Genomic DNA, 12,817 nt, shown 5'->3' with positions numbered 1-12,817 from the left:
GCCTTACTCCACCGCCCGGGCGACGCGCTGATTGGACAGCAGCGGCTCGCGTTCGGCGCCCGTCAGGGCGCCGGTGCGGTAGTTGTCGATCACGACCGAGCGACGTCCGGCGTCGGCCGGCGTCATGCCGCGCGGCTGGACGATGTCGCGCGGGTTCTCGATCTGGGCCGCCAGATTGGCGGTGACGGCGCAGCCGAAGTTGACCGAGGACTGGTTCTCGAAGGTGCGGGTCTGGCTGCCCCATACGGTCCCGCACTGCGGCACCACGGCCCGCACGGTCTCGAAGCCGGCCAGGATCGGGGCTCGGGGGTCGGGCGCGGCGTAGCCGAGGATGCGCACCGGCGGGCTTCCTGCCGCCTCCAGCGCCGCCTTGGCGCGGTAGGCCTGCTCGTTGGCGGCCGGATCGCCGCCCACGGGGGCCTCGATCACCAGCTCAGGCGCGCCGTCGATCAGGGCGCGGTTGGCCAGGGCCGTCAGGGCGTCGACCTGGGCGCCGGACAGGCCGCTGTCGTGGACCGCCAGGGCGATGCGATCCAGGCCGGGCTCGACCTGAAGCGTGTAGCGAGACGTCGGCGTCAGCGGCGCAATGCCGCCGCCGCCGGCCGGCGCGCCCATGCAGGCGCCCAGCAAGGCCGTGCCGGTCAGAACCGTCACAAGGGCGAGGGTGCGAGAGGTCATGGGGCGTCTCACTCGATCACATATCCGACCGGACCGGCCCAACCGGTGCCGCCCTGGGCGGTCGGGGCGGGCGAGCCGTAGGCCTGGTTCAACTGGCCGAACAGGACGGTCTGGGCGTCATTGGCGATGCGCAGGCCGTCGGCGGGGGTCTGCATCCGCCCCGGCGACGTCGGCGTCACGATGTAGGGCTCGACGATCACGACCAGCTCGGTCTCGCCCATCAGATAGTCGCGCGAGCGGAACAGCGTGCCCAGGACGGGCATGGTCATCAGGCCGGGGAAGCTGTCGATGTTCTGACGCGTGGTCTCCTGCAGCAGGCCCGCGATCATCATCGAGCCGCCCGAGGGGATCTCGACGGTGTTCTGGACCCGCCGGACGTTCAGGCCGGCCAGCGTCAGGGCCGAGGCCCCGGTGCCCAGTGTCACGGCGCCGTTGTTGGTCAGTTCGGAAACCTCGACCGAGATCTGCATCGAGATCCGGCCGCCCGACAGCACCACCGGGCGGAACGACAGGTTCACGCCGTACGGCTTGTACTCGGTCAGGATGGTGCCGGTGTTGTCGCGGCCGACGATGACCGGAAACTCGCCGCCGGCCAGGAAGGTCGCCGCCTCGCCGTTGACCGAGGTCAGGTTCGGCTCGGCCAGGGTGCGGATCAGGCCGACCCGCTCGAACGCCTTGATGGTCGCCTCGCCCGAGTTCAGTCCGTCGTCGCCGACCGTGTCGCGCGGCGTGGCGGTGTCCCAGTTGGAGATGTTGCCCGGGTTCCCCGCGTCGTGAATGATCTGGTAGCAGGTGCCGTCGCCGCTGGTGCAGGGAACTTCCAGCATCGGCTGGCGCGTGGTGTCCAGCGACGTGCCGCCGGAGAAGCCGCCCTGCAGCCCGCCGTTGATGCCGAACGTCGCGGCCTGCGCCAGCATGTACTGGGCGTCGCCGATGCGGCCGATGACGGCGGCGGTGTCGAAGCCCAGTTGCTTGATGGCGTTGCGCTGGATCTCGACGACGCGGACTTTCAGCGTCACCTGGTCGGACCCGGCGACGGTGATCATGTTCAGCACCTTCTCGGGCGCCGAGACGAAGGCGGCGGCGACGCGCTGCGCCTGGGCCGACTGCTGGTTGCTGACGGCCTGGCCGGTCAGGATGATGCTGTCGTTGACCGCCTCGGCGTGGATCGTGGATCCCGGCGCGATGCGGTTTAGCGTGTCCTGAAGCGCGCTGGTCCCCGCATCGACGCGGACGCGCAGGGTCAGGATGTTGCGGCCGGCGGCGTCCAGGAAGACGGCGTCCGTCTCGCCCGGCGCGATGCCCAGCACGGTGATGCGGCGCGGCGAGTGCAGCACGGCCTCGGCCACCTGCGGGTTGGAGACCAGCACGTCGCGCGCGTCGGCCGGCAGGTCGACCGCGAAGGACGATCCGCGCGGCAGGTTGATCAGCTGGGGCGCCGTGCCCATCGACACGGCCGCCCGGCTCTGCGCCGAGACGCTGACGGGCGAGGCGGCGCCGAACAGCACCAGGCCTGCGGAGACGGCGGCGAGGGCGCGCTTCATCGGTGTCGAGCTCATTGAACCACCACCACTTCCGGCGCGCCGCCGCGATAGATGCGAACCGCCGAGGTCGTGTTGCGGGCGGCGGCCACCCGGCCGGACGGACCGGCGGTATCGGCGTAGGAGCGCAGCACCAGGCTCAGCTCGCCCTCGGACTTGGCCAGGGCCAGGGCCTCGGCGGAGGAGGCGCTGACTTCCAGCGTCGCGGTGGCGCCGATCACGGCCTGCTCGTCGTCCCCGGCGCGGGTCGACTGGTCGATGGCCAGGACCTTCACGTTCTGCATGACGGTGGCGGAGGTGAACTTGGACCGGTCGCCCTCGGTGGCGCCGATGTTCCCCAGATTGGTCTCGCGGGTCAGGACGACGTCGACGTGGTCGCCCGGCAGGATGAAGCCGCCGGCGGCGGTTTCGACCGTCACGCGGATGGCCATGGCGCGCATGCCCGGCTCCAGGTAGGCGGCCATGTAGCCGCTGTCGCCGGCGCGGACGATCTTGCGGGCCAGAATGGGTTCGCCGGCGGCGATGGGCTCGCGCACGACGGAGCCCAGGTAGTCGGCCTTGGCGCCGCCGGTGGCCATTTCGGTGGCGGTGCGGGCGACGCGGGCGACGGCGCCCTCGGCGGTTTTCTCGGCGGGCTTGGCCTCGACGGGCGCGGACTGCGTGCCGTCGGTGATGAAGATCGGGGCGACCTCGGCGGCGGGCCAGTCCTTCCACGCCAGGTCGGCGTCTTCCAGACGCTTGCCGGGGGCCAGGTCGCGGGCGGCGACCAGCACGCGGGTCATGGGAATGGACGGCGCGGGCGCGGCGGCCGCGGCGGGCGTCGGCGCCTTGTTCGACGAGCCCATGGCGCGAACCACGAGCGCCAGGCCGATGGCGGCGACGGCGGCGATGCAGATGACGATGATACGGGCCGGCTTCATGGTGCTCTCCGGCGCGAACCAGGCACACAGCCCCCGCCGTTAACGAGGATGAAGCGCGCGGGTTAACGCGTTCCTAAACGGGACAATCCGGTGTTCTTTGTCTTGCAGCCGTGGCCTCACAGCCCCGCGGCGAAGACCGACATCAGGTCGCATGACGGAAAGGCCATCAGGGCTCCGGCGGCGATGGCGACGCCGTAGGGGATGTCGCCCCTGGGCTCCAGCAGATGCGCCACCCAGCCCGGCGCCTGATGCGCATAGGGGCGCGCGTAGAAGCGGCTGAAGATCAGAACCAGGCAGAACAGGCCGCCCGCAACGCCGGTCCACAGCAGGAACATGCCGGACCCGGACACCCCCAGCCACAGGCAGGACGCCGCCATCAGCTTGGCGTCGCCGCCTCCGATCCAGTTCAGGGCGAACATCCCGGCGCCGACGAACAGGGCCAGCAGCCCCACGCCGACGTGCGCCGCGATCGTCCACGGATCCAGCCCGGCCAGCAGCGCCGCCGGAACGAAGCCGAGGATCAGCAGGCCCGAGACCCAGTTCGGAATGGTCATGGTCGTCAGGTCGTGCAGGCCGCCCACGATGACCAGGGCCGGGAGCACGGCGAAGACCGCAAGCGTCAGGGTGTCCATGACCCGACCCTGCGCGCAGACCCGTTAAGTCCGGGTTTCCCTTGATCCCCTCCTGCGCAGCAGGGGAAGGCCGGGGCTTCAAGCCGCCGGAAAAGCGGTGGGCCTAGAAGAAGGCCACAAAGATCAGGGCGACGACGGTGACGTCGACGATGCGGCCGATGGCGTGGAAGGCGTGAGACACGGGCGGCTCCGGAAAACGGGTCGCCGCGCCTCCAGCAAGTCCCGTGCCGCCGGGATCCAGGGCGTCAGATGTCCTCGATCTTGGCCACGCCCTTGCGCGGGCGACGGTCGGCGCCCCCGGAGTATTTGGTTTCCAGATAGGCCGAGCGGGCGGCGTTCAGCACCGGCTCGCCGCCGCGCAATCCGCGCTTCTGGCCGTCCTGGCCCAGCAACTGGGCGGAAAACGCCGGGTCGCCCCCAGCCTTGGGCGCCGCCTTGGCCGACGGCGTCTCGTCGCGGCGTTCGCCGGCAGGCACCAGCGCGCGGCCAGCGGCGCGGCGATCGCTCGCCCGACGATCGGCCTTGCGCTGCTCGTCGCTCATTCGCCGGAAGGGGCGGCACCGGGCTTGCGGACGCCGGCCAGGGCGTCGATCTGGGCCCGCATCTCGTCCATCTGACGGCGCATCAGGTCCAGGGCGTCGCCGCCGGCGGAAGCCGCCGCAGCAGGCGGCGGAGCGGCCTGCGCCGTCTCGCCGTCGCCCGCCTCGCCCGGGCGGCCATAGGCGAAGGCCGGGAACATCTTCAGGGTGCGCTCGAACAGGGCCATGTTCTGCTTGACCGCCTCCTCCATCAACGTGCCGCCGGGCGTGCCGCCGAAGGCGCGCGTCATCTGGGTGCGGAACTGCTCCTGCTGCTGCCCGAAGGTGGCCAGCGACATCTCGAGATAGGACGGCAGCACCCCCTGCATCTGACCGCCGTAGAAACCGATCAGCTGGCGCAGGAACTGGACGGGCAGCAGGGCCTCGCCCCGGCTCTCTTCCTCGAAGATGATCTGGGTCAGGATTTGGCGGGTCAGCTCCTCGTTCGACTTGGCGTCGAAGACCTGGAACTCGACCCCCTCGCGCACCATCCGCGCGAGATCCTCCAGGGTGACGTAGGCGCTGGTCGCGGTATTGTAGAGGCGGCGGTTGGCGTACTTTTTGATGATGACGACGCCGTCGTCGGTCTTCTCGCGCTTGTCGGCCACGCCGTCACATCCTCGTTGCAATGCAGCGTTTATCCCGCAGTGCGAGCGGAAGCGCCAGTCTCATTGAACGCCGTCCGTGCAGCGCCGCATCGTCAGGCCGCAGCGGGCGCCAGCACCACGCCGATCAAAACGGCGGCCCAGTGGACGCCGGCCCCGGCGACGACGAAACCGTGCCAGATCGCCCGGCGGAACTTCACGCGCGGGCTGATGAAGACGAAGACGCCCGCCGTATAGATCAGGCCGCCGATGACCAGCAGCGCCAGAGCGACCGGGTGCACCGTGTCGATCATCGGCTTCAGCGCGATCACCGCCAGCCAGCCGAACACCGCATAGACCGCGCTCCAGAAGCCGTCCGAGATGCGCGGCGCCACCAGCTTGGTCGCGACGCCCGCGATGGCGATGGCCCAGACCAGGGCGGTGAAGCCGAAGGCCCAGGCCCCCTCGAACCGCTGTGTCGTGAAGGGGGTGTAGCTGCCCGCGATCATCAGAAAGATCGCCGCCTCGTCCACGCGCCGCAGCACCGGCCGGGCGGCGCAGGGCCGCGTCAGGTTATACACGGTGGAGCTGGAGAGCATGGCGATCAGGCACAGGGCGTAGATGGCGGTCGCCATCACCACGCCGGCCCCGCCGTTGACGGCCGACAGCACGGCCAGCAGCACGCCGCCGATCGCCGCCAGCGTCAGGCCCACCACGTGGACCCACAGGTCGGCCAGCCGCTCGGCGCGCGTCTGGTAGTGCTCGATGAAATCGAGGTCGTCGGCCCGACATACGCGGCCGCCCATGGCTTTCAGACGCATCAGCATGGCCCTTTCAATCAAGTCGGACGCCGATCGTTCCCTCACTGTGCAATGGCCAAGGTGACGATCGGCTGAACGACGGGCTCAGCCGCCGTTAGGACGTGACGAAAGGGGTGCGATGCGGCAAAAGCGCCACGGTCTTTTCCTCCAGGAGCGCTTCCATGGCCCAGGACGTCGTCATCGTTTCCGCCGCCCGCACGCCGGTCGGCTCCTTCCTCGGCGCCCTGGCGTCCCTGCCCGCCTCCAAGCTGGGCGAGGTGGCGATCAAGGCGGCGCTGGAGCGCGCCTCGGTCGATCCGGCCGACGTCGACGAGGTGATCCTGGGTCACGTGCTGCAGGCCGCGACCGGCCAGGGCCCGGCCCGTCAGGCCTCGATGGGCGCGGGGATTCCCAAAGAGACGCCGGCCTGGTCGCTGAACCAGATCTGCGGCTCGGGCCTGCGCGCCGTCGCCCTCGGCTACCAGCAGATCAGGGAGGGCGACGCCAAGGTCATCGTCGCCGGCGGCCAGGAGAGCATGAGCCAGGCGCCTCATGCCTCCCAGATGCGCGCGGGGACCAAGATGGGCGACGTCGGCTTCGTCGACACCATGATCAAGGACGGCCTGTGGGACGCCTTCAACGGCTATCACATGGGACAGACGGCCGAGAACATCGCCGAGAAGTTCCAGATCACCCGCGAGGCCCAGGACCAGTTCGCCGTCGCCAGCCAGAACAAGGCCGAGGCCGCGCAGAAGGCCGGGCGCTTCGATGACGAGATCGCGCCGGTCGTGATTGCCTCGAAGAAGGGCGACACCGTCGTCGACAAGGACGAATACATCCGCCACGGCGCGACGATCGAGGCGATGGAGAAGCTGCGCCCCGCCTTCTCGAAGGACGGCTCGGTCACCGCCGCCAATGCGTCCGGCCTCAACGACGGCGCCGCCGCCCTGGTGCTGATGAGCGCCGAGGAGGCCGCCAAGCGCGGTCTGGAGCCGCTGGCCCGCATCGCGTCCTGGGCCACCGCCGGCGTCGATCCGGCCGTCATGGGCACCGGGCCGATCCCGGCCTCGAAGAAGGCGCTGGAGAAGGCGGGCTGGACCGTGGCCGATCTGGACCTGGTCGAATCCAACGAAGCCTTCGCCGCCCAGAGCCTGTGCGTGCTGAAGGAACTGGGCCTCGACGCGGACAAGGTGAACGTCAACGGCGGCGCCATCGCCATCGGCCACCCGATCGGCGCGTCCGGCGCCCGTATCCTGACCACACTGCTGCACGAGATGAAGCGCCGCGACGCCAAGAAGGGCCTGGCCACCCTGTGCATCGGCGGCGGTATGGGCGTCGCCCTCTGTGTCGAGCGCGCCTGACTTAGAGGTCAGGCCCTCGATGAGAGCGCTTCGGACAACACAGGTTTACGTATGGTAACGTTATCAAGCCATATTTTAACCAAGGATTTGGCCTACATCAGCAAAACCATAACAATAACAACATCAGGCTCTCCCCACCTTGTTGTATCGGCTGATCTACGTCAGCGACGCCAGAGGCGCCGCTGGCGCGAACCTGTTTGTGCTGGCCGACATTCTCGGCGCCTCCGAGCGGAACAACCGTCGCGATCGCTTGTCCGGCGTGCTGGTCCAGCATGACGGCCGCTTCCTGCAACAGCTGGAGGGCGCGCGCGTCGATCTGGACCGTCTGATGGGCCGTCTGAGGGTCGATCCGCGCCACGGCGACATCCGCGTCCTGCACGATGCGCCGATCGCGGCGCGCACCATGCACTGGCCGATGGCTCATCCGCCGCTGACCCCGGCGCTGAAGGCGTTCATGATCGCCCCCGATCCGGCCATCGGCGCCGCCCGCGTTCCCGAGATGCTGCGCGAGGCCGCCGCCGCCCTGCCGGCCGCCGCCTGAAGGCTGACGCCGGACTTCAGGCGCGCTAAGCCCGCGCCATGCCATTCTCCGACGACGAGGTCGAACGCTACGCCCGCCAGCTTGTGCTGGCCGAGCTGGGCGGTCCGGGCCAGCAAAGACTGAAGGCCGCGCGCGTCCTGATCGTGGGTCTGGGCGGCGTGGGCGGCCCCGCGGCGCTGAGCCTGGCGGCCGCGGGCGTGGGCACGCTGGTTCTGGTCGATCCCGATCACGTCGGCCTGTCAAACCTGCAGCGGCAGATCCTCTTCACCTCCGGCGACATCGACCGGGCGAAGGTCCAGGCCGGGGCCGCGCGCCTGACCGCCCTCAACCCGCACGTCCGCCTCGAGCCCCATGTCGCCCGCTTCACGCACGATCTTGTCGCCGGCTGCGACGCGGTGATCGACGGCACGGACGACTTCGAGACCCGCTTCGCCGTCAACGCCGCCTGCCTCGAGGCAGGCGTCCCCCTGGTCAGCGCCGCCCTGGGTCGCTGGTCGGGCCAGATCGCCGTGTTCCAGGGCCGGCCCTGCTATCGCTGCCTCGTCCCCGACATTCCGCCCGAGGCCGAGACCTGCGCGCGCGTCGGCGTGGTCGGCGCCCTGGCCGCCACGGTCGGCTCCCTCGCCGCGCTGGAGGCGATCAAGCTGGTCACCGGCGCCGGCCGACCCCTGACCGGCCGCCTCATGTTGCTGGACGGGCTGGAAGGAACCAGCCGCGTCGTGCGCGTCGCCGCCGACCCGGCGTGCCCGGCCTGTGGTCACTCCATCGACGACGCCGGCTCCGGCTCGGCAGGCGCGGGCGGCGGATAGACCGGCGCCGACGCTGGCATGTGCTGGGCCAGGAAGGTCTCCATCTCGGACAAGAGGATGCGCTGGGCGCGCGACGAGCCGAAGTGGTGGTCGGTGTTCTCCACCATCACCAGCTTGACCGACCGGCCCGCCCGGCTCAGCGCCCGCTCCATCTGGCGCGACTGGACCGGCGGCACCACGTCGTCGTCCTCACCGTGGATCAGCAGAACCGGCGGGCCATAGCCGGCCGCCCGCGTGATCGGCGACACCGCCAGCAGCGCCTCTCGGTCGGCGCGCGGATCGCCGATCGACTTCAGCCAGTATTGATACCGGTCTGAATCCGCGTCCGCCTGCCCACGCTCCCAGTTCATGATGCCGACCAGGTCGCTCATCCCCGCGATGGAGATGACGCATTTGTAGAGCTCATGCTGCGCGGCTCCGCCCCACAGGGCCGCATAGCCGCCATAGCTGGCGCCGACGATGCAGATCTGGCCGGCGTCGACCAGACCCTGCGCGATCAGGTGTTCGACCCCGGCCGTCACGTCGGCCTGCATGACGCCGCCGTACTGGCGATAACCGGCCTCGGCGAACGGCCGCCCCATGCCGGAGGAGCCGCGGAAGTTGGGCTGGAACACCTGATAGCCGCGCGTGGTCAGGAACTGGGCCCATTGATCATAGGTCAGGGTGTCGCGCATCTCGGGCCCGCCGTGCGGCATCACGATCAGCGGCGGCCGCGCCTGGTCCGTGGACCCGGGCGGGCGGGTCAGATAGCCGAACAGCGCCTGGCCATCGCCGGCCTGGTAGTCGATGCGCCGCATGGTCCCCAGACGTTCCTCGACCAGGGCCGGGAAGCGTCGCCCGACGAAGTCCATCCGCTGGGCCGCGCTGTCATAGATGTAGTATTCGCCCGCGTTGTTGGGCGACGACACGGCCACCAGCCAGCGCGAGGCGTCCCGCGCCTGTGAGATGACGCGCACGCTCCAGCCGTCGCCCATGAAGCGGCGGATACCTCGCATGGTGCGTTCCAGCGTCCGGTCGGTGAAGTCGCACTGGTAGATGTCGGCCCAGTAGCAGCCGGCCAGCAGTTCCTGCGTCCCCTCCTCGCGCACGATGCCGACCACGTCATAGGTCGGGTTTCGCCAGACCGGCGGGCCCATGCTGCGGGTCTTGAAGTCGAACACACGCACCGAGGCGGTGGTCTCGACCTCGCCCTCCTGCGGCTTCATGGCGACATAGATCTGGCCGGGCTGCGAGGTCGGCCCCAGGAAGCGATACTCCGGCAGATCCTGCACCTCGTCGGTGCGCAGCCGGAACACTTCGGTCCAGCGGCCGTCGGCGCCCAGGGCCTCCATCACCATGGTCCGGCCCGACAAGCCGCGCAGGGCCGAGCGTCCCACCACCTTGCCGTCGCGGTCGACGATGTAGTCGAACACCCGTCCGTCGCCGTCGATGATCCGCTCCGCCTCGCCGGTCAGGACGTTGACCTTGAAGACATCCAGCCCGAAGCCGCGCGCGCCATAGGTCAGCAGGATGTGGTCCGGGTCGTTCTCCAGGAAATCCAGCACATCCCCCGGCTCGCCTGTGCGCGCGTTCGCCGCCTCCAGCCGGCGCACGTTGGAGCCGTCGCGGCCGACGCTGACGATGTTCTCGCCATAGCGGTAGGAGCGGATGGAGCCGGTTTCACGGTTCGAGTGTCGCCGCACGTCGAACTGGGTCACGCCCAGCAGCAACCGGTCGTCGGTCTTCCACTCGACCCAGGTGATGTAGACGCCGCCGAAGCTTTCGCGCGCAACCGCTCCGCCGATGGGCAGGGTCACGGCGCCGGTCTCCAGATCCTTGACGACCACGTCGCTCTGGTCGCCGTTGCGGCGCACCAGCACCAGATAGCGGCCCGAGGGCGACAGGCTGGCCTGGCCCAGCCGCGCGTCCTCGATGAAATCGTCGATGCTGGGCGCCTGGGCTCGCGCCATCGTCGGCGCAATCAGCGCCAGCGCGCACATCCACAGGACGACCCACGCCGCCCGACACCCAACGAACATTCCGTCCCCCCGGACCCCTTTGCAATCAGAGTTCTATGGTAACGGCAGAGCTGTCAACCGGAGCGTGCGCTCAGAACATCGCCGGAATGACCCGGTCCGGCGGCCGGTGTCCGTTCTGGTAGGTCATGACGTTCAGGATGACTCGGTCGCCCATGTCCTGGCGCGCCTCGATCGTCGCCGAGCCCAGGTGGGGCAACAGCACCACGTTCGGCTGGTTCAGCAGGCCCGGATGCACCGCCGGCTCGTGCTCGAACACGTCCAGGCCCACGCCGCCCAGCCGCCGCTGCGCCACCGCCTCGGCCAGCGCCGCCTCGTCGATCAGGTCGCCGCGCGCCGTGTTGATGACGATGCAGTGCGGCTGCAGCAGCCCCAGCCGCCGCGCGTCCAGCAGATGCCGCGTCGTCGCCGTCGCCGGGGCGTTCAGCGAGACGATGTCCACCCGCCCCAGCATCTGGTCCAGATCGTCCCAATAGGTCGCGCCCAGCTCCTCGGCGACCATGTCCGGAACGGGCTTGCGGTTATGATAGTGCACCTGGAGGCCGAAGGCCTTGGCGCGGCGGGCCAGCGCCTGGCCGATGCGGCCCATGCCGACGATGCCCAGCCGCTTGCCCCACAGCTTGCGCCCACACATCCACGTCGGGCTCCAACCCTCGAACCCGCCGGCGGCCAGGACGTTGGCCCCCTCCACGATCCGGCGGCTGACCGTCAGGATCAGGCTCATGGCCAGGTCCGCCGTGTCCTCGGTCAGGACGCCCGGCGTATTGGTGACGATGATCCCCCGCGCCACCGCCGCATCGACGTCGATGTGATCCACCCCGGCGCCGAAGTTGGCGATCATCTTAAGCTGCTCGCCCGCCCCCTCGATCAGGGCCGCGTCGATCGTGTCCGTGATGGTCGGGACCAGAACCTCGGCCTTCTGAACCGCCGCCTCCAGCGCGGCGCGATCCATCGCACGGTCGGTCAGGTTCAGCTCGGCGTCGAACAGCTCGCGCATCCGCGTCTCGACCGCGTCGGGCAGGCGTCTGGTTAATACGACTTTAAGCCTGCGGGCGGACATATCGGGCCTTGGTCTGAAAGGGGCGCGCGTCGTCCCGCGTGCGACGGGTCGTCCGGGTGTCTAGCAAAGCCGCCGCCAGCTTCAAAAGCCTGCGCCGCCCCCTGACGGTGGCGCTCGTGGTCGCGGGCGCGGTCCTGGCGAGCGCCGGGACCGTCATGCCCGGCGACCGTCCGACCCCGACGGGTCTGGAAGTCCCGCGCTGGATCAGCCTGAAGTCCGACACAGTCTCGGCCCGCCAGGGGCCGGGCATGGACTACCGCATCCTGTGGCAATACCGCGCCAAACACCTGCCGGTTCAGGTCATCGCCGAGACGCGCGAGTGGCGAAAGATCTGCGACCCCGACGGCTCCATCGCCTGGATCCACCGCACCGTCGCATCCGGCCGCCGTTCGGTCTTCAACCCCGAGACCACCGAACTGGGGGTCCGCACCGGCCGCTCGGACATGGCCAGCCTGCGCGCGCGCCTGCAGCCCCGCTCCATCGTCGCGCTCGACAGCTGCAAGGACGGCTGGTGCCGCGTCCAGGCGCGCAAGGTCCGGGGCTGGGTCCGCGCCGACAGCGTCTTCGGAACCGCCGAACGCCCCTTGTGCGACGCCCGCCGCGCTGCGGGATAGACGCTTCGCAGACGCCACAGGTGTTGAGCCGATAGGATCGGTGGTGTAACGCGCGGGCCACATCGCCGGGCCGCCTTCGGTCCGGCTCCGCCCCCGGAGCGCGCGTGAGCCAATCCCGTTTCCCCTCGTCCTTCGATCACGCAGCCCTGCTGGCCTCGGGCCGCGGCGAGCTGTTCGGCCCGGGCAACGCCCAGCTTCCGGCCCCGCCGATGCTGATGTTCGACCGGATCACCCAGATCAACAGTGACGGCGGCGCGCACGGCAAGGGCTATGTCGAGGCCGAGCTGGATATCCACCCGGACCTCTGGTTCTTTCAGTGCCACTTCATCGGCGACCCGGTCATGCCGGGCTGCCTGGGCCTGGACGCCATGTGGCAGCTGGTCGGCTTCTATCTGGGCTGGATCGGCGGTCCCGGCCGCGGCCGCGCCCTGGGCGTCGGCGACGTCAAGTTCACCGGCCAGGTCACCCCGGACGTCAAGAAGGTGGTCTACAAGATCGACCTGAAGCGGGTCATCAATCGCAAACTGGTCATGGGCATCGCCGATGGGGTGCTGGAAGCCGACGGCGTGACTATCTACACCTGCAACGACATGCGCGTCGGCCTGTTCGGCGCGCAAGAAGGCGCGGCCGAGCCCGTCGGGGGCTAGGAAGAGCCGCGTTCATCCGGGGCCAACCCGGGGACCA

14 protein-coding genes are annotated in these 12,817 nt (G+C 69.8%); 5 read left to right on the top strand and 9 right to left on the bottom strand.

The annotated features are described in order from the left end of the window. Positions 1-3: 3 nt before the first annotated feature. The 7 genes from ASG17_RS01775 to ASG17_RS01745 form a co-directional block, all read right to left on the bottom strand. Positions 4-678: a CpaD family pilus assembly protein gene (locus tag ASG17_RS01775; protein ID WP_082496056.1), complete on the bottom strand. Its 675-nt coding sequence runs from the start codon at positions 676-678 to the stop codon at positions 4-6. 8 nt (positions 679-686) lie between these two features. Beyond that, the gene (locus ASG17_RS01770; RefSeq protein WP_235560332.1) at positions 687-2,222 is read right to left on the bottom strand and encodes a type II and III secretion system protein family protein; all 1,536 of its coding nucleotides are present in this window, start codon (positions 2,220-2,222) and stop codon (positions 687-689) included. Positions 2,223-2,233: 11 nt separating this feature from the next. Continuing rightward, positions 2,234-3,139 (bottom strand): Flp pilus assembly protein CpaB, encoded by a 906-nt coding sequence (gene cpaB, locus ASG17_RS01765; RefSeq protein ID WP_056098382.1) that lies wholly within the window; start codon positions 3,137-3,139, stop codon positions 2,234-2,236. Positions 3,140-3,255: 116 nt separating this feature from the next. Beyond that, the gene (locus ASG17_RS01760) at positions 3,256-3,771 is read right to left on the bottom strand and encodes a prepilin peptidase (protein ID WP_056098380.1); all 516 of its coding nucleotides are present in this window, start codon (positions 3,769-3,771) and stop codon (positions 3,256-3,258) included. Positions 3,772-4,016: 245 nt separating this feature from the next. After that, the gene (locus tag ASG17_RS01755; RefSeq protein ID WP_056098379.1) at positions 4,017-4,313 is read right to left on the bottom strand and encodes a hypothetical protein; all 297 of its coding nucleotides are present in this window, start codon (positions 4,311-4,313) and stop codon (positions 4,017-4,019) included. Continuing rightward, positions 4,310-4,957, bottom strand: a complete 648-nt coding sequence (gene phaR, locus ASG17_RS01750) for a polyhydroxyalkanoate synthesis repressor PhaR (RefSeq protein WP_056098376.1) — start codon at positions 4,955-4,957, stop codon at positions 4,310-4,312. Before phaR ends, ASG17_RS01755 begins: the two co-directional genes overlap by 4 nt. Positions 4,958-5,049: 92 nt before the next feature. After that, positions 5,050-5,760: a hemolysin III family protein gene (locus ASG17_RS01745; protein ID WP_056098374.1), complete on the bottom strand. Its 711-nt coding sequence runs from the start codon at positions 5,758-5,760 to the stop codon at positions 5,050-5,052. Positions 5,761-5,915: 155 nt separating this feature from the next. Here ASG17_RS01745 and ASG17_RS01740 point away from each other — a divergent pair, with 155 nt between their 5' ends. The 3 genes from ASG17_RS01740 (at position 5,916) to ASG17_RS01730 (ending at position 8,444) form a co-directional block, all read left to right on the top strand. After that, entirely contained in the window at positions 5,916-7,094 is a 1,179-nt protein-coding gene (locus tag ASG17_RS01740; protein ID WP_056098372.1) for an acetyl-CoA C-acetyltransferase, read from the top strand. A gap of 139 nt (positions 7,095-7,233) precedes the next feature. Next, positions 7,234-7,635: a BLUF domain-containing protein gene (locus ASG17_RS01735; RefSeq protein ID WP_082496055.1), complete on the top strand. Its 402-nt coding sequence runs from the start codon at positions 7,234-7,236 to the stop codon at positions 7,633-7,635. A 38-nt stretch (positions 7,636-7,673) separates the two neighbouring features. Continuing rightward, a complete protein-coding gene (locus ASG17_RS01730) occupies positions 7,674-8,444 on the top strand; it encodes a molybdopterin-synthase adenylyltransferase MoeB (RefSeq protein WP_056098369.1) in 771 nt (256 codons plus the stop codon). On the opposite strand, the gene ASG17_RS01725 is transcribed toward ASG17_RS01730, so the two are convergent. Then, entirely contained in the window at positions 8,393-10,462 is a 2,070-nt protein-coding gene (locus ASG17_RS01725) for a S9 family peptidase (RefSeq protein WP_082496054.1), read from the bottom strand. The two genes, ASG17_RS01730 and ASG17_RS01725, sit on opposite strands and share 52 nt — an antisense overlap. 70 nt (positions 10,463-10,532) lie before the next feature. Next, entirely contained in the window at positions 10,533-11,519 is a 987-nt protein-coding gene (locus tag ASG17_RS01720) for a D-glycerate dehydrogenase (RefSeq protein WP_056098365.1), read from the bottom strand. Between the two features lie 56 nt (positions 11,520-11,575). Here ASG17_RS01720 and ASG17_RS01715 point away from each other — a divergent pair, with 56 nt between their 5' ends. Then, entirely contained in the window at positions 11,576-12,133 is a 558-nt protein-coding gene (locus tag ASG17_RS01715; RefSeq protein WP_235560331.1) for an SH3 domain-containing protein, read from the top strand. 104 nt (positions 12,134-12,237) lie between these two features. Further along, on the top strand, positions 12,238-12,780 hold the full coding sequence (gene fabA / locus ASG17_RS01710) for a 3-hydroxyacyl-[acyl-carrier-protein] dehydratase FabA (protein WP_056098363.1): 543 nt from the start codon (positions 12,238-12,240) through the stop codon (positions 12,778-12,780). Positions 12,781-12,817: the final 37 nt, after the last annotated feature.

The organism is Brevundimonas sp. Leaf363 (assembly GCF_001424025.1).
Lineage (GTDB): Bacteria > Pseudomonadota > Alphaproteobacteria > Caulobacterales > Caulobacteraceae > Brevundimonas.
Note: the sequence above shows the minus strand (reverse complement) of the source record. Positions and strands in the feature narration are given on the sequence as shown.

Coding starts and splice junctions, on each gene's coding strand:
- ASG17_RS01775 (WP_082496056.1), bottom strand. CDS start 678: ATGACCTCTCGCACCCTCGCCCTTGTGACGGTTCTGACCGGCACGGCC.
- ASG17_RS01770 (WP_235560332.1), bottom strand. CDS start 2,222: ATGAAGCGCGCCCTCGCCGCCGTCTCCGCAGGCCTGGTGCTGTTCGGC.
- cpaB (WP_056098382.1), bottom strand. CDS start 3,139: ATGAAGCCGGCCCGTATCATCGTCATCTGCATCGCCGCCGTCGCCGCC.
- ASG17_RS01760 (WP_056098380.1), bottom strand. CDS start 3,771: ATGGACACCCTGACGCTTGCGGTCTTCGCCGTGCTCCCGGCCCTGGTC.
- ASG17_RS01755 (WP_056098379.1), bottom strand. CDS start 4,313: ATGAGCGACGAGCAGCGCAAGGCCGATCGTCGGGCGAGCGATCGCCGC.
- ASG17_RS01745 (WP_056098374.1), bottom strand. CDS start 5,760: ATGCTGATGCGTCTGAAAGCCATGGGCGGCCGCGTATGTCGGGCCGAC.
- ASG17_RS01740 (WP_056098372.1), top strand. CDS start 5,916: ATGGCCCAGGACGTCGTCATCGTTTCCGCCGCCCGCACGCCGGTCGGC.
- ASG17_RS01730 (WP_056098369.1), top strand. CDS start 7,674: ATGCCATTCTCCGACGACGAGGTCGAACGCTACGCCCGCCAGCTTGTG.
- ASG17_RS01725 (WP_082496054.1), bottom strand. CDS start 10,462: ATGTTCGTTGGGTGTCGGGCGGCGTGGGTCGTCCTGTGGATGTGCGCG.
- ASG17_RS01720 (WP_056098365.1), bottom strand. CDS start 11,519: ATGTCCGCCCGCAGGCTTAAAGTCGTATTAACCAGACGCCTGCCCGAC.